Origin of the sequence: Streptomyces sp. C36 (assembly GCF_040932295.1) — a bacterium.
Lineage (GTDB): Bacteria > Actinomycetota > Actinomycetes > Streptomycetales > Streptomycetaceae > Streptomyces > Streptomyces triculaminicus.
In genome coordinates this window covers 231,212-253,855 of sequence record NZ_JBFQGI010000005.1, presented here as the reverse complement: position 1 = coordinate 253,855, position 22,644 = coordinate 231,212, and the positions used below count along the sequence as shown (strand labels likewise).

At 72.6% G+C, this 22,644-nt stretch carries 20 protein-coding genes and 1 tRNA gene; 7 read left to right on the top strand and 14 right to left on the bottom strand.

Annotated features, from left to right (window positions below; genetic code table 11):
- Window positions 1-340 precede the first annotated feature (340 nt).
- From thrC to AB4K12_RS17490, 5 genes are all read right to left on the bottom strand, one after another.
- Complete coding sequence (thrC, locus tag AB4K12_RS17510; protein ID WP_368435278.1) at window positions 341-1,411, bottom strand: threonine synthase; 1,071 nt, start codon at window positions 1,409-1,411, stop codon at window positions 341-343.
- A 37-nt stretch (window positions 1,412-1,448) separates the two neighbouring features.
- Window positions 1,449-2,741: a homoserine dehydrogenase gene (locus tag AB4K12_RS17505; protein ID WP_086566593.1), complete on the bottom strand. Its 1,293-nt coding sequence runs from the start codon at window positions 2,739-2,741 to the stop codon at window positions 1,449-1,451.
- A 148-nt stretch (window positions 2,742-2,889) separates the two neighbouring features.
- Window positions 2,890-4,281 carry a diaminopimelate decarboxylase gene (gene lysA, locus AB4K12_RS17500; RefSeq protein WP_368435058.1) on the bottom strand — a complete coding sequence of 464 codons (1,392 nt, stop codon included), beginning with the start codon at window positions 4,279-4,281 and terminating at the stop codon, window positions 2,890-2,892.
- Window positions 4,282-4,296: 15 nt separating this feature from the next.
- The gene (gene nrtL, locus AB4K12_RS17495; protein ID WP_368435057.1) at window positions 4,297-5,160 is read right to left on the bottom strand and encodes an ArgS-related anticodon-binding protein NrtL; all 864 of its coding nucleotides are present in this window, start codon (window positions 5,158-5,160) and stop codon (window positions 4,297-4,299) included.
- Window positions 5,161-5,204: 44 nt separating this feature from the next.
- Complete coding sequence (locus tag AB4K12_RS17490) at window positions 5,205-5,687, bottom strand: response regulator (RefSeq protein ID WP_368435277.1); 483 nt, start codon at window positions 5,685-5,687, stop codon at window positions 5,205-5,207.
- Between the two features lie 118 nt (window positions 5,688-5,805).
- Between AB4K12_RS17490 and AB4K12_RS17485 the strand changes: the two genes are divergently transcribed.
- Window positions 5,806-5,877: transfer RNA gene (locus tag AB4K12_RS17485), tRNA-Arg, on the top strand.
- Window positions 5,878-6,008: 131 nt separating this feature from the next.
- Here the strand turns inward: AB4K12_RS17485 and AB4K12_RS17480 are convergent.
- Both AB4K12_RS17480 and AB4K12_RS17475 read right to left on the bottom strand, forming a co-directional pair.
- Entirely contained in the window at window positions 6,009-6,827 is an 819-nt protein-coding gene (locus tag AB4K12_RS17480; protein WP_368435056.1) for a polysaccharide deacetylase family protein, read from the bottom strand.
- A gap of 156 nt (window positions 6,828-6,983) precedes the next feature.
- On the bottom strand, window positions 6,984-8,081 hold the full coding sequence (locus AB4K12_RS17475; RefSeq protein WP_368435055.1) for a ferritin-like domain-containing protein: 1,098 nt from the start codon (window positions 8,079-8,081) through the stop codon (window positions 6,984-6,986).
- A gap of 124 nt (window positions 8,082-8,205) precedes the next feature.
- On the opposite strand from AB4K12_RS17475, the gene AB4K12_RS17470 reads away from it, so the two are divergent.
- From AB4K12_RS17470 to AB4K12_RS17455, 4 genes are all read left to right on the top strand, one after another.
- Window positions 8,206-9,141 (top strand): diiron oxygenase, encoded by a 936-nt coding sequence (locus AB4K12_RS17470; protein ID WP_368435054.1) that lies wholly within the window; start codon window positions 8,206-8,208, stop codon window positions 9,139-9,141.
- A 42-nt stretch (window positions 9,142-9,183) separates the two neighbouring features.
- Window positions 9,184-9,906 (top strand): TetR/AcrR family transcriptional regulator, encoded by a 723-nt coding sequence (locus AB4K12_RS17465; RefSeq protein WP_368435053.1) that lies wholly within the window; start codon window positions 9,184-9,186, stop codon window positions 9,904-9,906.
- Window positions 9,907-10,132: 226 nt separating this feature from the next.
- Window positions 10,133-10,360: a hypothetical protein gene (locus tag AB4K12_RS17460; RefSeq protein WP_368435276.1), complete on the top strand. Its 228-nt coding sequence runs from the start codon at window positions 10,133-10,135 to the stop codon at window positions 10,358-10,360.
- 109 nt (window positions 10,361-10,469) lie between these two features.
- Window positions 10,470-11,123, top strand: coding sequence for a coiled-coil domain-containing protein (locus tag AB4K12_RS17455; RefSeq protein ID WP_368435052.1), 654 nt, complete (start codon window positions 10,470-10,472; stop codon window positions 11,121-11,123).
- Between the two features lie 19 nt (window positions 11,124-11,142).
- On the opposite strand, the gene AB4K12_RS17450 is transcribed toward AB4K12_RS17455, so the two are convergent.
- The 5 genes from AB4K12_RS17450 to AB4K12_RS17430 form a co-directional block, all read right to left on the bottom strand.
- A complete protein-coding gene (locus AB4K12_RS17450) occupies window positions 11,143-12,402 on the bottom strand; it encodes a styrene monooxygenase/indole monooxygenase family protein (RefSeq protein ID WP_368435051.1) in 1,260 nt (419 codons plus the stop codon).
- 36 nt (window positions 12,403-12,438) lie between these two features.
- Window positions 12,439-13,128 (bottom strand): ATP/GTP-binding protein, encoded by a 690-nt coding sequence (locus AB4K12_RS17445; protein WP_368435050.1) that lies wholly within the window; start codon window positions 13,126-13,128, stop codon window positions 12,439-12,441.
- Entirely contained in the window at window positions 13,109-13,582 is a 474-nt protein-coding gene (locus tag AB4K12_RS17440) for a DUF742 domain-containing protein (protein WP_368435049.1), read from the bottom strand. Before AB4K12_RS17440 ends, AB4K12_RS17445 begins: the two co-directional genes overlap by 20 nt.
- Window positions 13,579-14,052 (bottom strand): roadblock/LC7 domain-containing protein, encoded by a 474-nt coding sequence (locus AB4K12_RS17435; RefSeq protein WP_368435048.1) that lies wholly within the window; start codon window positions 14,050-14,052, stop codon window positions 13,579-13,581. Before AB4K12_RS17435 ends, AB4K12_RS17440 begins: the two co-directional genes overlap by 4 nt.
- Window positions 14,053-14,117: 65 nt before the next feature.
- Window positions 14,118-17,048 carry a nitrate- and nitrite sensing domain-containing protein gene (locus AB4K12_RS17430; protein ID WP_368435047.1) on the bottom strand — a complete coding sequence of 977 codons (2,931 nt, stop codon included), beginning with the start codon at window positions 17,046-17,048 and terminating at the stop codon, window positions 14,118-14,120.
- A gap of 216 nt (window positions 17,049-17,264) precedes the next feature.
- Between AB4K12_RS17430 and AB4K12_RS17425 the strand changes: the two genes are divergently transcribed.
- Window positions 17,265-18,038 carry a hypothetical protein gene (locus tag AB4K12_RS17425; protein WP_368435046.1) on the top strand — a complete coding sequence of 258 codons (774 nt, stop codon included), beginning with the start codon at window positions 17,265-17,267 and terminating at the stop codon, window positions 18,036-18,038.
- A gap of 47 nt (window positions 18,039-18,085) precedes the next feature.
- Here the strand turns inward: AB4K12_RS17425 and AB4K12_RS17420 are convergent, their stop codons facing one another.
- Window positions 18,086-18,517, bottom strand: coding sequence for a MarR family winged helix-turn-helix transcriptional regulator (locus AB4K12_RS17420; RefSeq protein WP_242705443.1), 432 nt, complete (start codon window positions 18,515-18,517; stop codon window positions 18,086-18,088).
- A gap of 175 nt (window positions 18,518-18,692) precedes the next feature.
- On the opposite strand from AB4K12_RS17420, the gene AB4K12_RS17415 reads away from it, so the two are divergent.
- Window positions 18,693-19,538: a lysozyme gene (locus tag AB4K12_RS17415; RefSeq protein ID WP_368435045.1), complete on the top strand. Its 846-nt coding sequence runs from the start codon at window positions 18,693-18,695 to the stop codon at window positions 19,536-19,538.
- Window positions 19,539-19,660: 122 nt separating this feature from the next.
- Here the strand turns inward: AB4K12_RS17415 and AB4K12_RS17410 are convergent, their stop codons facing one another.
- Complete coding sequence (locus tag AB4K12_RS17410; protein WP_368435044.1) at window positions 19,661-22,549, bottom strand: M4 family metallopeptidase; 2,889 nt, start codon at window positions 22,547-22,549, stop codon at window positions 19,661-19,663.
- Window positions 22,550-22,644: the final 95 nt, after the last annotated feature.

Below are 22,644 nucleotides of genomic sequence, written 5' to 3'. Positions count from 1 at the left end.
CTCTCCTTGGTGTGGCCGTGGTTGATGGCGTGCGACTTCCGCAAGGGCCGCGACGGCGATACCGCGTGGGGACGGCACGGTCTGCGACGGGGCGGAGTGTGCACAGCCTATCGAAGGAAGGTTCAGTGGCGACATAGGGCGCACAGGAGGCGCACGATGCGTGTCGCACGACTACCTGTGCATCTGTCGGATTTGCGGGATCTTGCGAAGCGGGCCGCCACGGGGTTGCGGGCGGGCCCGCCCCCCGGTTGTGGGCAATCGTCCCTCCCCCAGCTACCGCTGGGAGGTGCCCCCAGGCGGAACAGGGGGCACAACCGGGCGGCGGCCCGCACCGGCGGGGCTAGACCAGCCCGAGCTCCCGCGCGGCGACCCCCGCATCCACCGGCACGGTCAGCGGCTGCGGAGCCCCGGCCACCGCCCAGTCCGGGTCCTTGAGCCCGTTCCCGGTGACCGTGCACACGATCCGCTGCCCCGGATCCACCAGCCCGGCCTCGGCGGCCTTGAGCAGCCCGGCGACGCTCGCCGCCGACGCCGGCTCCACGAAGACGCCCTCCTGCGAGGCCAACAGCCGGTACGCGGCGAGGATCTGCCGGTCGGTCACCTCGTCGATGAGGCCGCCCGACTCGTCCCGCGCCTCCTCGGCGAACCGCCAGGAGGCGGGGTTGCCGATGCGGATGGCGGTGGCGATGGTGTGCGGGTCCTTCACGGGCTCGCCGCGCACGATGGGCGCCGAACCGGAGGCCTGGAATCCCCACATGCGGGGGGTGCGGCTCGCGATGCCGTCCGCGGCGTACTCGCGGTAACCCCGCCAGTAGGCGGTGATGTTGCCCGCGTTGCCCACCGGCAGGACGTGGATGTCCGGCGCGTCGCCCAGGGCGTCGACGATTTCGAAGGCGGCGGTCTTCTGGCCCTCGATACGTACCGGGTTGACCGAATTGACCAGCGCCACGGGGTAGTTGTCGGACAGCCCGCGGGCGAGGGTGAGGCAGTCGTCGAAGTTGCCGTCGACCTGGAGGATGCGCGCGCCGTGGACGAGGGCCTGGCCCATCTTGCCGAGCGCGATCTTGCCCTGCGGAACGAGAACGGCGCAGACCATTCCGGCGCGTACGGCGTAGGCCGCGGCGGAGGCGGACGTGTTGCCCGTGGAGGCGCAGATGACGGCGCGCGCTCCCTCTTCCTTCGCCCGGGTGATGGCCATGGTCATGCCGCGGTCCTTGAAGGACCCGGTGGGGTTGGCGCCCTCCACCTTGAGGTGGACCTCGCAGCCCGTGCGCTCGGAGAGCACCTGGGCGGGAACGAGCGGCGTGCCGCCCTCGCGCAGGGTGACGACCGGCGTGTCGGCGGTGACCGGAAGACGGTCGCGGTATTCCTCGATGATGCCGCGCCACTGGTGGGTGCCGGGGCGGCTGATGTTGGCAGACATTGCTTTCGTAATCCCCTTACTCGCCTTACTCGCCCTCGACCCGCATGATGCTCGCGACCCCGCGGACCGTCTCCAGTCCGCGCAGCTTCTCCACCGTCGCGGAGAGCGCGGCGTCGGCGGCCCGGTGGGTGACCACGACGAGGGAGGCCTCGCCGTCCTTGCCCGTCTGGCGGACCGTGTCGATGGAGACGCCGTGCTCGGCGAAGACCGTGGCGACCTGGGCCAGGACACCCGGCTTGTCGGCCACGTCCAGGCTGATGTGGTAGCGCGTGACCACCTCGCCCATCGGGCTCACCGGCAGCCGGGTGTAGGCGGATTCACCCGGTCCGGTCGCCTCGGCGAGCTTGTTGCGGCAGACGGCTACGAGGTCGCCGAGGACCGCGGAGGCGGTCGGCGAGCCGCCCGCGCCCGGGCCGTAGAACATCAGCTGCCCCGCCGCCTCGGCCTCGACGAACACGGCGTTGTAGGCCTCGCGCACGGAGGCGAGCGGGTGGCTGAGCGGGATCATCGCCGGGTGCACTCGGGCGGTGACGGACCGCCCGTCCGCGGCCCGCTCGCAGATGGCCAGCAGCTTGATGGTGCAACCCATCTGCTTCGCGGAGGCAAAGTCCGCGGCGGTCACCTCGGTCATGCCCTCGCGATAGACGTCGTCGAGGCGAACCCGGGTGTGGAAGGCGATCCCGGCGAGGATCGCGGCCTTCGCGGCGGCGTCGAAGCCCTCGACGTCGGCGGTCGGGTCGGCCTCGGCGTAGCCGAGCGCGGTGGCCTCGTCGAGCGCCTCGGAGTAGCCGGCTCCGCTGGTGTCCATCTTGTCGAGGATGAAGTTCGTGGTGCCGTTGACGATGCCCAGCACCCGGTTGACCTTGTCGCCGGCCAGGGACTCGCGCAGCGGCCGGACCAGCGGGATCGCGCCGGCGACGGCGGCCTCGTAGTAGAGGTCCGCGCCGTGCTGCTCGGCGGCGGCGTGCAGCGCGGCGCCGTCCTGGGCGAGCAGCGCCTTGTTGGCGGAGACGACGCTGGCGCCGTGCTCGAAGGCGGTGGTGATCAGGGCGCGGGCGGGCTCGATGCCGCCGATGACCTCGATGACCACGTCGATGTCACCGCGTTTGACCAGCGCGGTGGCGTCGGTGGTGATCAGCTCGGCGGGTACGCCCTCACGCACCCGGTCGGGGCGGCGCACGGCGATGCCGACGAGCTCGACGGGCGCCCCGACGCGCTGCGCGAGGTCCTCCGCGTGCGTCGTCATGATGCGCGTCACCTCAGAGCCGACGACTCCACAGCCCAGCAGCGCCACCTTCAGCGGACGCGTACGCATCATCCGACCTCGTTTCTCATCCATCTTCGGGGTACCAGTCTCACTCACCGGACGGGCGATTCCGCGCCCGGTCCAGTATTCGAGACCTCTTTTTCGTATTTCCGTGGGCCCGTCCGCCGGTTTTTCCACGGCCGGCGGACGGTTCCTCACGTCAGCCGACGTCGAGACGGAGGAGGTCCTCCTCCGTCTCCCGTCGGACGATCACTCGCGCCTCGCCGTCGGTGACCGCGACCACCGGCGGACGCAGCGCGTGGTTGTAGTTGCTCGCCATCGAGCGGCAGTACGCGCCGGTGGCCGGCACGGCGAGCAGGTCGCCGGGCGCGACGTCGGCGGGCAGGAAGGCGTCGCGCACGACGATGTCACCGGACTCGCAGTGCTTGCCCACGACACGTGTGAGCATCGGCTCGGCGGTGGAGGTGCGGGAGACCAGCGCGACCGAGTAGTCCGCGTCGTACAGCGCCGTACGGATGTTGTCGGACATGCCGCCGTCGACACTGACGTACGTCCGCAGGCCCGGCAGCTCCTTGACCGTGCCCACCTCGTACAGCGTGAAGGCGGTCGGGCCGACGATCGCGCGGCCCGGCTCGACGGAGATCCGCGGCACGGCCAGGCCCGCGGCCGCGCACTCGCGGGTGACGATGTCGCGCAGCGCGGCGGCGATCTCGCGCGGCTCGCGCGGGTCGTCCTCGGAGGTGTACGCGATGCCGAGGCCGCCGCCCAGGTCGATCTCGGGCAGCTCGACGCCGTGTTCGTCGCGGACCTCGGCGAGCAGCTGGACGACGCGGCGGGCGGAGACCTCGAAGCCGGCCATGTCGAAGATCTGCGAGCCGATGTGGGAGTGGATGCCGACGAGCTCCAGCCCGTCGAGCTTCAGCGCCCGCCGCACGGCCTCGGCGGCCTGACCGCCGGCGAGCGCGAGGCCGAACTTCTGGTCCTCGTGGGCGGTGGCGATGAACTCGTGGGTGTGCGCCTCGACGCCGACCGTCACCCGGATCTGCACGCGCTGCCGCTTGCCGAGCCGCTCCGCGATGTGCGCGACGCGCACGATCTCCTGGAAGGAGTCGAGGACGATCCGGCCGACGCCGGCCTCGACGGCGCGGGTGATCTCCTCGGTGGACTTGTTGTTGCCGTGCAGCGCGATGCGCTCGGCGGGCATGCCGGCCGCCAGCGCCGTGGCGAGCTCGCCGCCGGAGCAGACGTCGAGGTTGAGGCCCTCCTCGTGCAGCCAGCGCACGATGGCACGGGAGAGGAACGCCTTGCCGGCGTAGAAGACGTCGGCGTCCTCGCCGAAGGCATCCCGCCAGGCGCGGCAGCGCTCGCGGAAGTCGCTCTCGTCGAGGAAGAACCCGGGCGTGCCGAACTCCTCGGCGAGCCGCTTGACGTCGATCCCGCCCATGGAGACGACGCCGTCGGCGGCGCGGGAGACCGTACGGGACCACACGCGCGGGTCGAGCGCGTTGAGGTCGGCGGGCGGGGCGGTGTAATGCCCCTCAGGAAGGACGTCGGCGTGGCGGGGCCCGGCGGGGTGGGCGGAGCGGCTCATGGTGGCGATCCCCTTTTACAGATGTACGGGTGCGGTGATGCCGAGCTGGTTCAGGCCGTCGGCGAGCACCTTGCCCGTGGCCTCGGCGAGGGCCAGGCGGGCTCGGTGGACGACCGAGGGTTTCTCGTCCCCGCGCGGCAGCGTGGGACAGCCCGCCTGCCACCGCAGAAACGCGTCGGCGACCCGCTCGAGATGCCGGGCGAGTCGCTCGGGGGCGCGCGTGGAGCTCACGCGGGAGTGGTCGCCGAGGGCGGCGAGCAGCGGCGCGGCGCTCGCCTCGTCGACATCGCCGGGCACGGCGTCGAACCCGAGGTCGTGGGCGTTGCGTACGAGGGCGTGGGTACGGGCGTGGGCGTACCGCACCCGGAAGAGGGGGTTGGCCTCCCGCTGCACCAGCAGCAGGTCCCGGTCCAGCCCGGGCGGGCACAACAGGGCCCACCGCGCGGCGTCGGAGCCGAGCCGCGCGACGAGGGCGGGGGCGGGAGAGAGCGGCAGGGGCTCGCCATGAAGGCCGCCACCGTCGCCGCCGTCGCCGCTTTTCTTACTTTCCCCGCTGTCGCCGCCGAGCAGGTCACGGACGATCCCTGCGCCCGCGTCGCTCGCGAGGGTGATGTTGAGGAACCCCGGCCCGGCGATCTCGACATGGGCGATGCCGGGCCGACGGGCGAGCCGCCGCCGGAGCACCTCGGCGACCTCGTGCGCGGGCCGGCCGGTCTCCTGGGCGACGCGCAGGGCGACGTTGGTGGCGTAGTCGCCGCACCCCGGCCGCGGCGGAACCCGCACACTGACCCGCTCCGGCACGACGGCGGGCAGCTCGTCCGCCTCGACGGCGCAGCGCACGGTGTGCAACACGGTGCGGGTGAGATCGGCGGGGGTCACAGGGCAAGCCTAGGGGAGAGGGTGCCCCCCTCCGCGAACCGGTTTCACCCTGCGGGACGGACGACGGGCTCGGGATCCCCCGGAGCCCCCTCCCCCTCCGGCCGGCCCGCCAGCCTCCGGACGAGCCGCACCATCTCCGTCGGCTCGAACGGCTTCGCCAGGAACGCGTCCACCCCCGCGGACCACCCGCTCTCCACCGGGAACTGGGTGCAGGCGCTGATGATCGCCACCGGAATGTCCCGCGTCCGCGCGTCGGCCCGCAGCCGCGCCGCCGTCCGCAACCCGTCCAGCCGGGGCATCACCACGTCCAGGGTGACCACGTCGGGACGTACCCGGTGCACGATCTCCAGACACTCGGCACCATCGGCCGCGGTCACGACCTCGAAGCCTTCGAGCTCGAGGTTGACCCTGATCAACTGCCGGATGACCTTGTTGTCGTCGACAACAAGGACCCGGCCGGACAAGCCAGGCACACCCCGAGAGTAGGCGCGCCCCCACCCCGCCGTCCGGCTTTTCCCCACTTCCACCCCACCCGAGCGACCTCCCCGCCCGCTCCCGCCCCCGATTCGATCACCGTTGCCGTCCACCCACCCGAAGCTGGTAGTGTTCTACCCGTCGCCGCGAGCGAAAGCCGCCGGATGACACGCCCCCGTAGCTCAGGGGATAGAGCAACGGCCTCCGGAGCCGTGTGCGCAGGTTCGAATCCTGCCGGGGGCACTTCGATTGAAGTGCCGGAAGACCCCGCCGCCAGCGGTTTCGCTGGAAGCGGGGTCTTTTGCGTAGGAGCGCTTTTCCCAAGGCTCTCGCCACGAACGCGACGGACTTCGCGGGGCGGTCCCGAAGATGCGTCAGATCTTCGGGAAGTCGAAGTCGTATCCCTCCTCCTTCAACCAGTCGATGCAGCGGGACAGGGCCTCGACGCTCTGGCTGCGTTCTCCGCCGCCGTCGTGGAAGAGGATGATCGGGCCGTTGGCGATCTCGCGCTTGACCGTTTCGACGATGCGGTCCACGCCTGGGCGCTGCCAGTCGTGGGTGTCGACGCTCCAGCCCAGGGGGCGCATGCCGTTGGCGGCGGCGAGCTGGCGGCTGTAGGGGGTGAAGGCGCCGCCGGGGGCGCGGTAGTAGCGGACCTTGGCGCCGCCGGCCACGTCCTCGATCATCTTCTTGGCGTCGAGGATCTGCTGCTTCTGGTAGTCCTCGGAGCGCTTGTCCATCGCGGTGTTGTGGTCGACCGAGTGGTCGCAGAGGCGGTGGCCGTCGGCGAGGACCTTCTTGACGAGGTCGGGGTAGGCCTTGGCGGACGGGCCGATCATGCAGAAGGTGGCCTTGATGCCGTACTTCTTCAGGACGGCGAGGGTCTTCGGGGTCCACTTGGGGTCGGGGCCGTCGTCGATCGTCAGGGCCACGGACTTGCCGCCGCGCTCGGTCTCGTGGGCCATCTCCGACGACACGGGGCCGCTGGGGCCGGGGTCGGCGGGTGGGGTGGTGGGCTTGCTCCGGGTGGCGTCCGACGATGACGGAACGGTCAACTCCACCGAACTCGCACCACTGGAGTTACCCGAATCCTCTGTAGCGACGGCCACCGTTCCCGATATCACCCCCGCGAGAGCCATTACCCCTCCCGCCGCGATCGCGATGTGCCGACTACGGGCAGTCAAGCGAGCCATGGACTTGTCCCCCCATCCCCCTCGCGCAACCTGAAAGGTTCCTGCCCGCGTAGACGGCCGTTTACCGCATTCCGTTCCGGAGTAACGCATCCCTCACGGCATTCGGACAGAACACGCACGGGTCATGTGTAAAGCCCCTCGGCATGAACACGACCGTTACCCTTCCGCGATCGTCTCCGCGATCTCGGCGGTACGGGCGGCCTCCTCCGCCGCGAAACGGCGGGCGTCGAGCTGCTCGGCGATCTCCTCGTCCTGGACCATCAGCTGATCGAGGCTGGCGTCACCCATCTCGAATACCCCCATGTCGACGTAGGCGCGGCGGAGCCCTTCACCCCACAGGCCGATGTCCTTCACACACGGCACGATGCGGCTGAACAGCAACTTCCGGAAGATCTGCAGATATTCGGACCGCTCGCTGAGTTCGGAGGCGTCCGCGGCCGGGATGCCGAAATCGGCCAGCACCTCCTCGCCGCGCAGCCGGTCGCGCATCAGATAGCAGCCCTCGATCACGAACTCCTCGCGCTCGCGGAGTTCGGCGTCGGAAAGCTGCCGGTAGTAGTCCCTCAGGGCCAGACGGCCGAAAGCGACATGGCGCGCCTCGTCCTGCATCACATAGGCGAGAATCTGATGGGGCAGCGGCTTCTTGGTCACGTCGCGCAGCATGCCGAAGGCGGCGAGGGCGAGGCCCTCGATGAGCACCTGCATACCGAGATACGGCATGTCCCAGCGGGAATCGCGCAAGGTGTCGTCGAGCAGCGACTGAAGGCTGGAATTGACCGGATAGAGCATTCCGATCTTCTCGTGCAGGAACCGGCTGTAGATCTCCACATGCCGGGCCTCGTCCATGGCCTGGGTGGCGGAGTAGAACTTGGCGTCCACGTCGGGCACGGACTCCACGATGCGGCTGGCGCACACCAGCGCCCCCTGCTCCCCGTGCAGGAACTGGCTGAACTGCCACGAGGCGTAGTGGCGGCGCATGTCGCGCCTGTTGGCCTCGCCCATCCTGTCCCAGTACGGGGTGCCGTAGACGGTCATGTTCTCGTCGGGGACGCCCAGTGGGTCGTACGGGTCGACCTCCAGGTCCCAGTCGATGCGCTTGGCGGCATCCCACTGCTTGTCCTTGCCCTTCTGGTAGAGGGCGAGAAGCCGTTCGCGGCCGTCGTCGTAGTCCCAGCCGAAGCGGGCGGCGCCGTTGGCGGGGATCTCCCAGACGGCGGTACCGGGGTCGTGGACGTAGGGTTCGCGCGTCGTCATCGTCGCGCCTCCTGTCTCGTGTCCTGTCTCATGTCCTGTCCCGTGCGGGGCTTGACCCACCTTGCTGACACGCAGTCTCATAAGAACGTACCCCGGGTAACCCCGATCTGAGGTGGAATCGGCCATGACGACGGCGTCTGATCGGCACTCACTCCGGCCCCAGAACGCACTCGGCCCCCTCAAGGACCGTGAGCGCGTCGCCGAGCGGCTGCTGGAATCCTCCGCCAGGCACTCCTTCGACCCCGACACCGAACTGGACTGGGACGCTCCGCTCGAGCCCGGCAAGTGGCTCCTCCCGCCGGAGCTGATATCCCTCTACGACACCCCGCTGTGGCGCGGAATGCCGGAGGAGCAGCGCATGGAGCTGGCCCGGCACGAGCTGGCCTCGCTCGGGTCGCTGGGCATCTGGTTCGAGATCATCCTGATGCAGCTGCTGGTCCGTCACATCTACGACAAGCCGGTCACCAGCGCGCACGTACGCTACGCCCTCACCGAGATCGCCGACGAGTGCCGGCACTCGAAGATGTTCGCCCGGATGATCCACAAGGTGGGCGGCCCCACCTACCCCGTCGGCCCCCTGCACCACAATCTCGCCAGGGTCCTCAAGACGGTCTCCACCACCCCGGGCTCCTTCACCTGCACGCTGCTCGGCGAGGAGATCCTCGACCACATGCAGCGCCTGACCTTCCCCGACGAGCGCGTCCAGCCGCTCGTCCGCGGCATCACCCGCATCCACGTCGTGGAGGAGGCCCGCCACGTCCGCTACGCGCGCGAGGAGCTGCGCCGCCAGATGGCGACCGCCCCGCGCTGGGAGGCGGAACTCACCCGCATCAGCGCCGGCGAGGCGGCCCGCGTCTTCTCCCTCGCCTTCGTCAACCCGGCCGTCTACACCAACGCCGGCCTCGACCGCCGCGAGGCCGTCGCCCAGGTCCGCGCCAGCGGTCACCGGCGCGAGGTGATGCGGGCCGGCGCCGAACGGCTGACCGGCTTCCTCGACGACATCGGCCTCATGAGGGGCGTCGGACGGCGGCTGTGGAAGAGCTCCGGCCTGCTGGCCTGAGCCGGGCTCTCCGCTCTCCCCCGGCCCGTTACCCTGCGAGGCATGACCGGCAGCGGAACCACCTCCTACCGCAGGCTCAGCGTCACCGAGCGCCGCGCCCAGCTGATAAGCGCCGCGCTCGGCCTGTTCGCCCACCGGGCCCCGGAGGACGTCTCCCTCGACGACGTCGCGGCCGCCGCCGAGGTGTCCCGGCCGCTGGTCTACCGCTACTTCCCCGGCGGCAAGCCGCAGTTGTACGAGGCCGCCCTGCGCAGCGCCGCCGACGACCTCGAGCTGTGCTTCGCCGAGACCCCCACCGGCCCCCTCACCGGCCGGCTCACCGCGGCCCTCGACCGCTACCTCGCCTTCGTCGACCAGCACGACGCGGGCTACAGCGCCCTGCTGCAGGGCGGCAGCGTCGCCGAGACCTCGCGCACCGGCGCCATAGTCGACGAGGTCCGCCGGGCCGCCGCCGCGCAGATCCTCACCCACCTGTCCGTCCCCGACCCCGGGATACGGCTGCGCATGATGGTCCGTACGTGGATATCGGCCGTCGAGGCCGCCTCCCTGATCTGGCTGGACGAGGACAAGCAACCGCCCCTGCCCGAACTGCGCGACTGGCTCGTCGACCACTTCGTGGCCATGCTCACGGCCACCGCGGCGAGCGACCCCCAGACCGCCCACGTCACCCGCACGGCCCTCGCCCTCGAACCCTCCGACGGCCCGGTCGCCGACCTCGCCCGCCGGGTGGCGCCGGTGGTGGAGGGCGCGTCGCACCTGCTGTGATCTGTTTTGGTCTTTTCGATCCGCTCTGACCGGTGGCGCCGCTTTCCCACGCCGTACTGGGCGGTGATCTCCTCGTCGAGCCTCGGCCTCCGCCAGCCGGGCCCGGGGAGGAGTCCTGGGCGCTGATCCACAAGCACCCTCCCCTCGCCCCGCGAGCGCCGGGGCGCGTGGGCTGGCGGAGACTGGTGGGGTGAGAAGTGAGAACACGCCCTTCGAGGGCGGGCCCATGGACGGGCGGGTGCTGCCCGTGTTGCTCGGGCATACGGGGTTGCCGCCGAAGGTCTACCGGATTCCCGTGCCGGGCGGACAAGGGGCGGCGCCCACCGTGCTCGTCTACCGGCGGGTGCAGGCGGGGGTGACGCGTCGGCTCGGGCTGCCCAAGGGGTGGAAGTTCGTCTACGACCCGGAGGGGCAGCCGGAGGGCCGGATCAGGTGGCCCTGGTCCTCGCGGTGATCGCTGGGCGCTGGGCGCTGACTCCACCCGGGTGACGCAAGGGATGGGCGGGGCAGACTCCGCCCCAATTACCCCTATTAGTCATACCGGGCGTGGCACGATCGGCCTCATGCCGTGCCTGCCGTACCTGCCGTGCATCAGTCGTCTCGGTCGCGCCGCCTGCGCCGCCGCGCTCGCGGCGAGCACCGTGCTCGCCCTGCCCGCGCCGACGGCCGGCGCGGCGCCCGCCGCGTCGCCCGAGCAGCCGGTCAGCGCCCTGCTGACCCGCCTGCGGGCGCTCTACCGGCAGGCCGAGGAGGCCACCGACAGCTACACGGCCACCGGGAAGAAGCTCAAGAAGCAGCGCGCCGAGGCCGAGCGGCTCACCCGGGAGCTGTCCGACGCGCGGCTGGCGCTCGAGGAGGAGCGGCAGGCGGCGGGCCGGATCGCCCGGGAGCAGTACCGGGGCGCCCGGAGCTTCTCCCCCTGCCTGCAGTTCCTGCTCGGGGCCGACCCGCGCCAGGCCGTGGAGCGCGGCCACGCGATCGCGATCGCGGCCGAGCGCCGGGCGGGCACCGTGGAGCGGCTGCGGTCCGGCGAGCAGCGGGCCGCCGCCCTCGCCTCCCGGGCGCGCGACGCCCTCAACGCCCAGCAGACGCTCGCCGCCGCGCACAAGCGGCACCGCGACCGGGCGCGTCAGCAGCTCGGCGAGGTGGAGCGGCTGCTGGCCTCGGTGACCAGCGAGCAGCTCGCCGAGCTGCGGCGGCTCGAGCGGCGCGCGTAGCCCACCACCGCCTCGGCCCTCAGCCCGCCCCCACCGCCGTCGCCTCCGCCACGAACGCCTCCGCCCTCGTCGCGTCGAAGAAGTAGTCCTCGAAGTCGGCGGGGTCGTCGTAGCCGTTGGCGAAGCGGTCCGCCACGTGCTGCAGGCCGCCCGCCGCCGCGATGAGGCTGCGGACGTGCCGGGTCGGTGAGCCGAGCATGGCGTTGGTCCACCGGGTGACGTGCCGGGCCGAGGCCCAGTACCGCTCGAAGGCCATCCGCATCCAGTCGGCGTCGAAGGGCTCGTCGCCGCGTTCGATGATCGAGGCGAGGTACGAGGCGGCGCACTTGGCGGCGGAGTTGGAGCCCTGGCCGGTGAGCGGGTCGTTGACGACGACGGCGTCGCCGACGCCCAGGGCCAGGCCGCCGGAGGGCAGCCGTCCGACGGGGTCGCGAACGGTGGGGGCGTAGCGGCCGGCCAGGGTGGCGTGGGCGTCGGTGAGTTCGACGGCGGTGGCGCGGCCGTATTCCCAGGGGGCGTACCGCTCGAGCAGCTCCAGGGTGCGGGCCAGGTGTTCGCCGGGGCCGTCGACGTGCTGGAAGACGTCGAGGGGGCCGCCCGGCATGCCTTCCCAGAAGAGGATGTCGGCGCGGCCGGAGGTGGTGAGGGTGGGGATGACCCACAGTTCGCCGGCGCCGGGGACGAGGTTGCAGCGGGCCGCGTCGTACTCCGGGTGTTCGGCGCGGGGGCCCAGGCCGTGGACGTAGGCGAGCGCGAGGGAGCGCTGGGGGGTGTCGTAGGGGGAGCGGGCGGGGTCGCGGGGGAAGAGGGACACCAGTTCGCCCTTGCCCGCCGCGACGAGCACGAGGTCGTAGCGGCGGGCGAGGAAGTCCAGGTCCGAGACGGTGGCGCAGTGGAGGACGACCCTGCCGCCGCGTTCGGCGAAGGTGTCCAGCCAGCCGGCCATCTTCACCCGCTGGTCGACGGACTGGGCGGGCCCCTCGAGTCGTCCCACCCAGTCGATCAGCCGCTGCACGCCGGGGACGCCGGGCAGGGTTCCGGCGACGGACAGCCCGAGGCCCTCGACGCGCGGGGCGAGGGCCTCCCAGAAGTTGAGGCCGAGCTCGCGCTCGTAGCGCAGCGCCGTGCGGAACATGATCTGGGTGGACATCACACGCCCGGTGCGGATCTCCTCCGGCGTGCGGTTCGCCATCACGGTGACGTCGTAGCCCTTGGCCTGGAGGCCGAGGGCCAGCTGGAGTCCGGACTGGCCGGCTCCGACGATGAGGATCCGTCGCACGGTGTGTTCGCCTCCGATCGGGTGACTGAGCCGGGGTTACGCCGGGTTGACGCCGCGGGCGGCGCCCCGTGCGGCCGGAACGCCCATGGCGCCCGGAACGGCCGGTGAGGCGTCGAGGGCCCGGCCGACGAGGGTCAGCAGCGTCTCGACGACGCCGACCCGACGCCGGGCGTCCATGATCAGGACGGGTACGTCCGGGGCCAGCGCCAGCGCCTCGCGCACCGCCCCCGCCTCGTGACGGGGGGTGCCCTCGAAGTGGTTGACGGCGACGACGTACGGCAGGCCTCCGCTCTCGAAGTAGTCGAGGGCGGGGAAGCAGTCGGCCAGGCGGCGGGTGTCGACCATCACGACCGCGCCGATGGCCCCGCGCACCAGGTCGTCCCACATGAACCAGAACCGTTTCTGGCCGGGCGTGCCGAAGAGGTAGAGCACCAGGTCGGCGTCGAGGGTGATCCGTCCGAAGTCCATGGCGACCGTGGTCGTGGCCTTGCCCGGGACGGCGGCCGGGTCGTCGACGCCCGCGCCGGCGGAGGTCATGACGGCCTCGGTCCGCAGCGGGGTGATCTCGGAGACCGAGCCGACGAACGTGGTCTTGCCGACGCCGAAGCCGCCCGCGATGACGATCTTCGTGGCGGCGGGGGCGCGGGAGAGGTCCGTCTGCCAGCTCGCGGCCCCCTCCTCCCCCGTCGGCGCGTCGGGGGACGGGTCAGAGTCTGCGTAGTCCACTGAGCACCCTTTCCAGCAGCGCGCGGTCCGGTCGGCCGGGGGTGTGGCCGGAGCCGTAGACGCGGATCCTTCCCTGGTCGGCCAGGTCGGCGATGAGCACCCGTACGACGCCCAGCGGCATCTTCAGCAGCGCGGCGACCTCGGCGACCGAGCGCAGCCGGCGGCACAGCCCGAGGATGGCGCGGGCCTCGGGCAGGACCCGGGAGGCCAGCCCGCCGGGCCCGGGCGCGGGCACGTCCGACACGGGCCCGGCAGCCCGGGGCGCGGCCGGGGCGCCCACGAAGGTCTCGACGAGCAGGACGTGGCCGAAGCGGGTCCGGCCGCCGGTGAGCGAGTACGGGCGGACGCGCGCGCTCCGGCGGACCGCCGGGCCGCCGCCCCGCCGTGGGGCGGCGGCCCTGGCCTGCGCGGGGACGCGCACGGTGGCGGGCGGGGCGGGTGCGGCCGTGGTCATCCGACGGCCTCCACCGACTGCCGCAGCTCCCGCCGGAGTTCGGGGGTCAGGACATGTCCGGCCCGGCCCACGAAGAGCGCCATGTGGTAGGCGACGACGCCCATGTCGCAGTCGGGCGCGGTGCGGACGCCGAGCAGGGAGCCGTCGCTGATGGTCATGACGAACAGTCCGCCGCCGTCCATCGCGACCATGGTCTGCTTGACGGCTCCGCCGTCCATCAGGGCCGCCGCGCCCGTGGTCAGGCTGCCCAGGCCGGCGACGATGGTGGCGAGGTCGGCGGACGAGCCGCGCGGGCCGGAAGCGCCTCTTCCGGCCGGGGCCCCGGGGGGCGGTGGCGACGCCGGGTGTTCGGCGGTGGAGGAGAGCAGCAGCAGGCCGTCGGAGGAGACCACGGCGACGGACAGCACGCCCGGCACCTCCTCGACCAGGTCCGCCAGCAGCCAGCGCAGGTTGCGCGCCTCGTCGCTCAACCCGAAGACAGTGACGCCAGTGGTGCGCGTGGGGGTTACTGGCGTCGCCCCCTGGGAATATGCAGTCAACCGCGTGCCTCCTCGACAGTGCCGCCCTCGTCCGGCGCCCCCGCTCGGTTTCGATCAGTACCACGATCACGTTCCGCCAACTCCGCCTCGGCGTCCCGGCGTCCGTCCCGCGCGCCCTGCTGGAAGCCGGCGAGTTTGCGCCGCAGCGCGTCGGCGTCCACGCCCGGCCGCACGCTCAGCGGCACGGGCTTGCGGGCCACGACCCTGGGCGTCCGCTTGGGCAGCGCCGGTCCCGCGGGCCGCCCGGGCCCCGGATCGCCGGGGCCGTCCGGGGCGGGCTCGGAGCGGGGCCGGGGGCGCAGCGGCTCGGGGCGCGGGGCCTGGGCGTACGACGGCTGCGCGTAGGGCGTCTGGGCGTGGGAGCCCGGCGCCTGCCCGGACAGCGCATGCGAGGTGTGCGTCGACGCCTGTGACGCCTGGGCGTACGGGGACGGCCGGGGCGTACGGTCGTACGCGGCCGGGTGCGAGGTGGGGTGCGAGACCGGGTGCGCGCCCTGCCCGTGCGCCCCCCTGCCCTCTCCAGCCCTTCCAGCCCTTCCAGCGCCTCCCGCCCCTCCCGCTCCCCCGGCCTCCACAGGCCCCGGGGCGTAGACCCCGTACTCCCCATACGCCTCGTACGACGCGTGCGGCCGGGATGTCGGCCGGGATGTCGGGCGGGATGCCGCCTGGGGCGGCACCGACGCCGCGCGGGCGTGGCGGCCCGGGGCCGGGCCGTCGTCCGCGGTGGGGGGCTGTCCGGCCGCCGGGCCGGGCATCTGCCAGGCCGGGCCGGGGATCGACCGGACGGTGGTGAGCTGGATGGTCTGTTCGTCCTGCTCGACCCAGGGCCCGGAGCGCCGCTGGCCCGGCAGGCCGCTGTGCTGCGGACGGCCGGGGAGCGTATGGGAGTTGGCCTCGGCGACCGCGCCCGGCAGGTCGGCGTGCGGCACGGCCCGCGCGCTGCCCGGGACCGGCGGCGCGGTGGCCGGGTCGGTGACGGACGGCGGCTCGGCGGGCAGCAGGTGGCCGGGCAGGACGACGACGGCGGTGATGCCGCCCGGCCGCTGCTCGCGCAGCTGCACCCGGACGCCGTGCCGGGCGGCGAGCCGCGCGACCACGTACAGGCCGAGCCCCATGACGGGCTCCTCCGTCCCGCCGCGACCGGACCGCCCGAGGTCGGGGTCGGCCTCCGCCAGCAGGGCGTTGAGCTCGCCCAGCCGTTCGGGGGCCATGCCGATGCCCTCGTCCTGGACGGAGAGCATGACCTCGCCGTTCTCCAGCAGCCAGCCGCAGACCTGTACCTGCACGTCGGGGGGCGAGAAGGCGGTGGCGTTCTCCAGCAGCTCGGCCACCAGGTGGCTGATGTCGTCGGCGGCGAAGCCGGCGAGCTGCGCCCGGGCCGGGAGGGAGTGGATGCGGACGCGTTCGTAGCGCTCGATCTCGCTGACGCCGGCCCTCAGGACGTCCAGCAGCGGGACGGGCCCGGCGTGCCCGCAGTGCTGCTCGGCGCCGGCGAGGACGAGCAGGTTCTCGTTGTAGCGGCGCATCCGGGTGGCGAGGTGGTCGAGCTTGAAGAGGATCTCCAGGCGGTCGGGATCCGTCTCGTGGGCCTCCATGGACTCGATGACGGTCAGCTGCCGCTCGACGAGGCCCAGCGTGCGCCGCGAGAGGCTGACGAAGGTGGAGTGCACCCGGCCGGACAGTCCGGCCATCCGCTCGTCGAGTTCCTGGAACCGGCCGCGCAGCGCGTCGCGTTCGTCGGCGAGGTCCTGCCGGGCCACGTCCAGGCGGTTGCGCTCGCCCTCGAGGAGCGCGATGCGCTCGCGCATGCGCACGACCGTGCCGTGCAGGACGTTGACGGAGCGGGCGATCTCGGCGAATTCGTCGTCGCGGCCCTGGAAGGAGACCGGTTCCTTGGTGACCGGGTCGGCGCACACCCGCCGGGCGCCGGTCCGCAGGGCGGCGAGCGGGCGGGTGATGGAGCGGGCGGACTGGACGCAGGTGCCGAGCACGAGCAGGAAGCAGAGCGCGGCGAGGGTGCCGCGCACCTCCAGGGCCGTCGCGTCGTGGTCGCGCAGGCCGGCCAGGCGGGCCATCTGCTCCGTGGCGAGGCCGGATTCGAGGCCGCGCAGGCGGTCGAGGCGGGCGGTGAGCCCGGCCCGTACGGGGCCGGGGTGCTCGATCTCGGCGGCGGCGATCTGCGGCCTCGCGACGAGCCGGTCCAGCCGGGCCCGGGCGTCGGCGACCTGCGCTCCGGCGAGCGTACGGGCGTACTCGGCGCGCAGCGCGGCGGGGGCGAGCAGGCGGAACTCGTCGAGGGCGGCCCGCTCCCGCAGGGCGGCTCCCTGGGCGAGGGCGGTCAGTTGCGGCTGGGTGCCGCGGGCGGCGAGCGCGGCCAGGAGCAGGCCGCGGCCGGCGGAGGCCTCCTCGACGGCGCGGCCGAGCGCGGGCAGGGCCGTCGCATCGTCGGACCGGGCGCGCGAGGGCAGCCGGTGGGCGAGGGCGGCGGCGCTGCCGTGCAGGGCCTGGATCACGGCGGTGTAGGCGGTGAAGACCGAGCGGGCGTCGGCGGAGCCGGTCAGGGCGCGGCGGCGTACCTCGGGCAGGGTGTCCAGCCGGCGCTGCAGGGACAGGGGCGCGGTGGTCCGGAACTCCTCGACCTGGCGGTCGACGCGGGCGCGCCGGTCCTCGGCGGCGCCGACGGGCTCGGGCGCGCCGCCGCGCCCGGCGGCCGCGTGCTCGGTCATGGCGTCGCGCTCGTCGGCCAGGGAGTGGGCGAGCGCGACGGCACCGCTGCCGGTCGTGGCGAGGGCGGCCAGGCGGCGGGAGTCGCCGAGGTCGCGTATGGCGTCGGCGATGCCGAACGCGCCCGCGCCCAGGGCCGTCAGGGAGACGACGGCGACGGAGGCGATGAGTCGGTTGCGTACGCGGGCGGTGCGCTCCGGCACCCCCGATGTCTGCTGTTCGCGCTGGCCGCCGCGAAGTCGCTTCTTCCGCACCGGTGCTCGCAATCTGCTGTCGTCCGTGTCCCACCTCTGGTGGCCCCTGGCTGGTGGCACCGACCGCATCCCCCCGGCAAGTGCCCACTCAGGTAAACAGCCCGGCGCGCCGGAAGGATGCGCGTCAACGGGTGGGGAAATTCGGGCATCCTGCACACTGGTCGCATGCGCATCGAACTGGCCACTCAGCCCGGGGATTCGCTTCGCCCGAACGAGGATTTCGTGTCGGCCGCCCTGCCCGCCTCGGGCCACGGCGGGGCGCTCGTGCTGCTCGACGGGGTGACGCCGCCGCCGGACGGCGGGACGGGGTGCGCGCACGGCGTTCCGTGGTTCACGGCGCGACTCGGCGGCGCGCTGCTCGAACTGGCCGCCTCACGGCCCGACATGACCCTGTCGGACTGCCTGTCGGCCGCCATCTCCCGTACCGCCGACGCCCATCGGGACGGCTGCGACCTCTCCCACCGGCGCACCCCGCAGGCCACGGTCGTCCTGGCGCGCTGGGACGCGACGACGGTGGAGCACCTGGTGCTGTCGGACTCCGTGCTGCTGATCGAGGCGCTGGACGGCACGGTGCGGGCCGTGCTCGACGACCGGATCGCGCGCCTGGCGGCCGTGGGCCCGGTGACGGACCGTCTGCGCAACGCGGAGGGGGGCTTCTTCACGGCGGCCGCGGACCCGGCCGTGGCCGGCCGGGCGGTCACCGGCACCACGCCTCGTACGGACGTACGGGCACTGGGCGCGCTCAGCGACGGCGCCGCCCGCTGGGTGGAGGTGTTCCGGGCGGGCGGCTGGCCGGAGTGCTTCTCGGTCCTGGCGAAGGAGGGGCCCGAGGCGCTCATCGAGCGGGTGCGCGAGGCGGAGCTCGCCGACCCGGACGGGCGGTCCTTCCGGCGCGGCAAGCCCCATGACGATGCGGCAGCCCTCTACGCTGAATTGTAATGAGATGCGCTCTTTGTCCGAATGCCGGACCCGTCACCGCGCCGCGGCTACGCCTCCGCCCGCTCGTTCAGCTGGTGGAGCAGCCGGGCCAGCTCGGCGATCTCGGTGCGGTCCCAGTCGGCGAGCTTGCTCATGTACAGCGTGCGCCGGGCGTCACGCACCCGGGTGAAGCGGGCCCGGCCCTCGTCGGTGATCTGGACGAGGGAGGCCCGGCCGTCGGCCGGATCCGGCTCGCGGTCGACCAGCCCGAGGTCGTACAGGGCGCGCAGCTGACGGCTCATCGTGGCCTTGCCGACGCCGAAGTACGCGGCGAGGTCGGTGGCCCGCTGCTGGCCGGTCTCCTCCAGCCGGACGAGCAGGCCGTACGCCGCCGGCTCGAGGTCCGGGTGGACCTGGCGGGCCAGCTCGCCGGAGGAGGCCCGGGCGCGGCGGAGGAAGACCGACAGCTCCCGCTCCAGGGCGAGGAAGGCCCGGTCCACTCCCGTGCCGTCGCCCTGGCCCGGGCAGCCCCCCTCGCCGGACGGCGTCCTGCTCTCGTGCACGTGAGGCCCTCTCCTGCGTTACCGGCCACCGAAAGATGTCCGCGGCCGCGGCACGTCACCGCGGCTGTGTCAGTATCGCCCACTCCCCCCACCCTGGTCTCGGAGGCAGCTCATGCCCGTGTACCGCCGCGGTCCGGGCCGCCGGACACCCCCCACCACCATGGCGGCCCACCTCGTCTCCCTGCTGGCCGCGCTCGCCCTGGTCGTCACCCTCCCGTCCGCCACGGCGGCGTCCAGCGAAGGACGCCCCGCCCACCCCGACCGGGACTGGATGGGCTCCACCCTCCGCGACCACGAGAGCGCGCCCGCACTCCCCGACAACTCCGCGCTCGCCCATGTCGAGGGCGTCGACGTCAGCAGCCACAACGCCAACGTCTCCTGGTCGAAGCTCTGGAACAGCGGGGCCCGGTTCGCCTACGTCAAGGCCAGCGAGGGCACCAGCTACACCAACCCCTACTTCTCGCAGCAGTACAAGGGCGCGTACCGGGAGGGCATGATCCGCGGCGCGTACCACTTCGCGCTCCCGGACACCTCCAGCGGCGCCGCGCAGGCCGACTACTTCACCGACCACGGCGGCGGCTGGTCGAGTGACGGCAGGACGCTGCCGGGGGTGCTCGACATGGAGTACAACCCCTACGGCAGTCAGTGCTACGGCATGTCCACCGGCCGCATGATCGACTGGATCGAGGACTTCTTCGACACCTACCGCGAGCGCACCGGACGCGACGCGGTGCTGTACACCTCCACCACCTGGTGGAAGAAGTGCACCGGCAACCACAACGGATTCGGCGGCTGGAACCCGCTGTGGATGCCGCGCTACGGCTCCGCCTCCGGCGAGCTCCCGGCCGGCTGGGGCTTCTACACCTTCTGGCAGTACACCGACTCCGGGCCGACCGTCGGCGACCACAACCGCTTCAACGGCACGCTCAGCCGCCTGAAGACGCTCGCCTACGGCTGAGGTCCGCGCGTAAGGCTGCCGCCCGCGCGCCGGCACGGCGAGGAGGCGAATACGAGCCGGGCCCCCGGCGCCATCGGCGCCGGGGGCCCGGTCGTGTTCAGCGGTACTCCCAGTCGCGGGGGCTAGCCGCAGTTGCCCGCCGGGCGGGTGCGGGTGACCAGGTCGGTGTAGCCGGTGGTGCCGTCCAGCCACACCACCTGCTTGCCGCCCGCCGCCGCGGCGGCGACCTGCTCGCCGCGGTTGCAGGAGACCCGCGCCCGGGCCCCGCCGTCCACGCCGAACTGCCACAGCTTGGCCATCGACTCGTTGCGGTAGCGGACGTCCGGCAGCTGGGCCGTCACGGTCACCGCGGCCTCGGAGGCGGTGAGGTCGGACGCGTACAGCGCGTCGTCCCCCTTCTCCTTGCTGAGGTCCACCACGCCCGTACCGTCGAGGTTCGCCCGCCGGACCGCCGTCTGGCCCTGGTCGACGACCTCGTCGGCCAGCCAGTAGACGTGCTTGCCGGTGACGGCCGTCTGGCCGATGGTCTCCGGGGTGCCCAGCTGCGGCATGAGCGTACGCCCGCCGCTCGTCAGGTCCAGCACCTCGACGCCCATCCGGTACGAGTCGCCCTCCGGGTACGCCTTGGCGTAGGCGATGCGCCCGCCGCCGATGGACGGCACGGCCGAACCCACGTCGGCCCTGCGCCCGTCCACCCAGGTGGGCTCCTTGTCACCCGTGCGCAGGTACCCCGCGTGCCGGGCGCCGAAGCTGTCCATCGTCTCGAAGGTCACCACCGCGCCCTCGACCCGCACGCCGCGCACCAGGTCGGTGGTGGCGTACAGCTTCTTGACGGGACCGCCCGCGAGCGGCCGGGACAGGACCTCCACGCCCGCCGGCCCGTACGCCTCCCACACCACGCTCTTGCCGTCGGTCGCCGGGTTCACGTGGAAGCGGCCGTCGTTGGGGCTCATCAGCTTCGGCGAGCCCTTGCCGTCCGTACGCCCGGCCCAGACCGAGTAGGCCTCGGTGCCGTCGTCGTTGGACTTCGACGCGGACCACCAGCCGCCGCCCGCGCCGACCGTCGTGTCGGCGGTGTTGAGCCGGCCGAAGAGACGGTCGGTGTCGACGCCGAGGGCCTCCTCCCAGTTCGGGACGATGCCGTGGGCGTTGAACGACCGCTTGACGACGTTCATGTCCTTCGCGGAGACCTTGAGGGCCTTGGCGGCGGCAAGAACGGCGTTGCGGCCCTCGGTGAAGCCGTCGAGCGGCGTCATGTACTCCGACAGCGCCTTGTAGGCGATCTTGTCGGCGAGGGTGCGGCCCAGGTCCTCGCGGATGTCCCACAGGGCGCCCGAGAAGATCGTGGAGTTGAGGTGGACGCCACCGTTGTCGTTGGCGAAGCTCACGCCCAGGAAGTTCTTGGACGTCGTCGCGCCGTCGTTGAGGTCGCGGATGGCGCACTGGCGCGGGGACTTGGTGCGGCACAGGTCGCCGCCGAGCAGGCCCGCGTCGGGGTGGTCCATGGCCATGCCGGCCGCGTCCACGGCGATGGCGTTGCCGAAGTAGTCGGCGATCGCCTCGTTGAGCGCGCCGGACTGGCCGGCGTAGACCAGGCCCGCGGTGTTCTCCACCACGCCGTGCGTCATCTCGTGGCCGACGACGTCGAGGTCGGCCGAGAGCGTCTTGTACTCCTTGTCGCCCGAGCCGTACACCATCTTGGTGCCGTCCCAGAAGGCGTTGACGTACGGCATGCCGAAGTAGGTGACGCCGACGAGGGAGTTGATCGTCATGCCCCGGCCGTCGAGGCTGTCACGGCCGTGGACCTTCTTGTAATAGTCGTAGACCTTGCCGGCCGCCCAGTGCGCGTCCACCGCGCCCGCCTCGGTGGCCTCCTTGGGGAACTGCGGGCTCTTGGAGCCGAACTCCTTGATGCCCTCGGGCCAGCGGCCGGACGCCTCGTTGGCGTCCTTCTCGTGCGCGTCCCAGGTGGCGATCAGGTTCTTGCTGGAGTCCCACATGCGCGCGTGGTCGCGCATGAGGTACTCGCCGCGCGCGGTGTCGAAGTACAGGCCCAGCTCGACGGTGCTGCCGTCGAGCTTGACGCCGGAACCCGCGACGCCCGGGTGCCGCCCGGCCTCCTCGGGGGCCTTGCCCGCACCGGCCTTGCCCTCGCTCGCGCCCGCCGCGGGGGCCGCCGTCGACGCGCCGAAGGTCTTGATGGCGCTGTACTGCAGCACCGGGTAGCCGGCCTTGGCGTCGATGTAGACCTCGCGCAGCACCGGCTCGCCCGAGGCCGGGTCGGTGCCGCGTACGGTCACGTGGTGGGCCAGCACGCCGGCGCCCTTGGGCAGCACGACCAGGCCGCGTGCCGTGCCGGTCAGGCGCGGCGCCGCCTTGAGGCCGCGCTGTGCGGCGACGGCGCTCTTGTCCAGCTTCTTCCCGCCGATCCGGGCGAGCGTCGCGTTCACGGCCCGCTGGACGGCCAGCTCCTCGCCGACCTCGGCCTTGGTGTCGGCCTTGAGGGCGGTGAAGTACTTGCCGGAGGTGCCGGTGACGACGCGCTTGCCGTCCTTCTTCTCCATCCGCACGACGTACTGCCCGCCGAGGACGTCGATCCCCCGGTGCTTCTGCTGCAGCCTGACCGTCTCGGACGCCCCGGTCGTGAGCGTCTGGACGGGCTTGAGGTCGCGGCCCGGGTCGGCGATGCGGTAGCGGCTCTTCTTGTCGGCGAGGTGCCCGCGCGCCGCGTCGGCCGCGCTGCCGGTGGACTTCACACCCTCCCGGATGCCGTCCACCAGGGACGGGGTGGAGGTGCCCGTCCCCGGGATCACCTCGGCGGGGTCCTGGCCGGCCGGGGCCGCGAGGGCCTGGCCGGGCACCGCCGAGACGACGAGGGCGGCAGCGCCCAACAGCGCTGCCGCCCCCGCTATTCCGCTTTTCGTCGGTCTTCCTGAACGTGCTCTGGGCTTACGCAAGGATTCCCCCTCCGTACGTGCCGGAACGCCGGAACATCTGTGGTCGGGGGACATGCAATCGGTGTGGCGCAATGAGATCAATGGGTCGTCAGAGCCGAGGGGCGAGTTTCGGCCGACCGGCGTGGCGGCGCCCCGCCACGCCGGTCGGT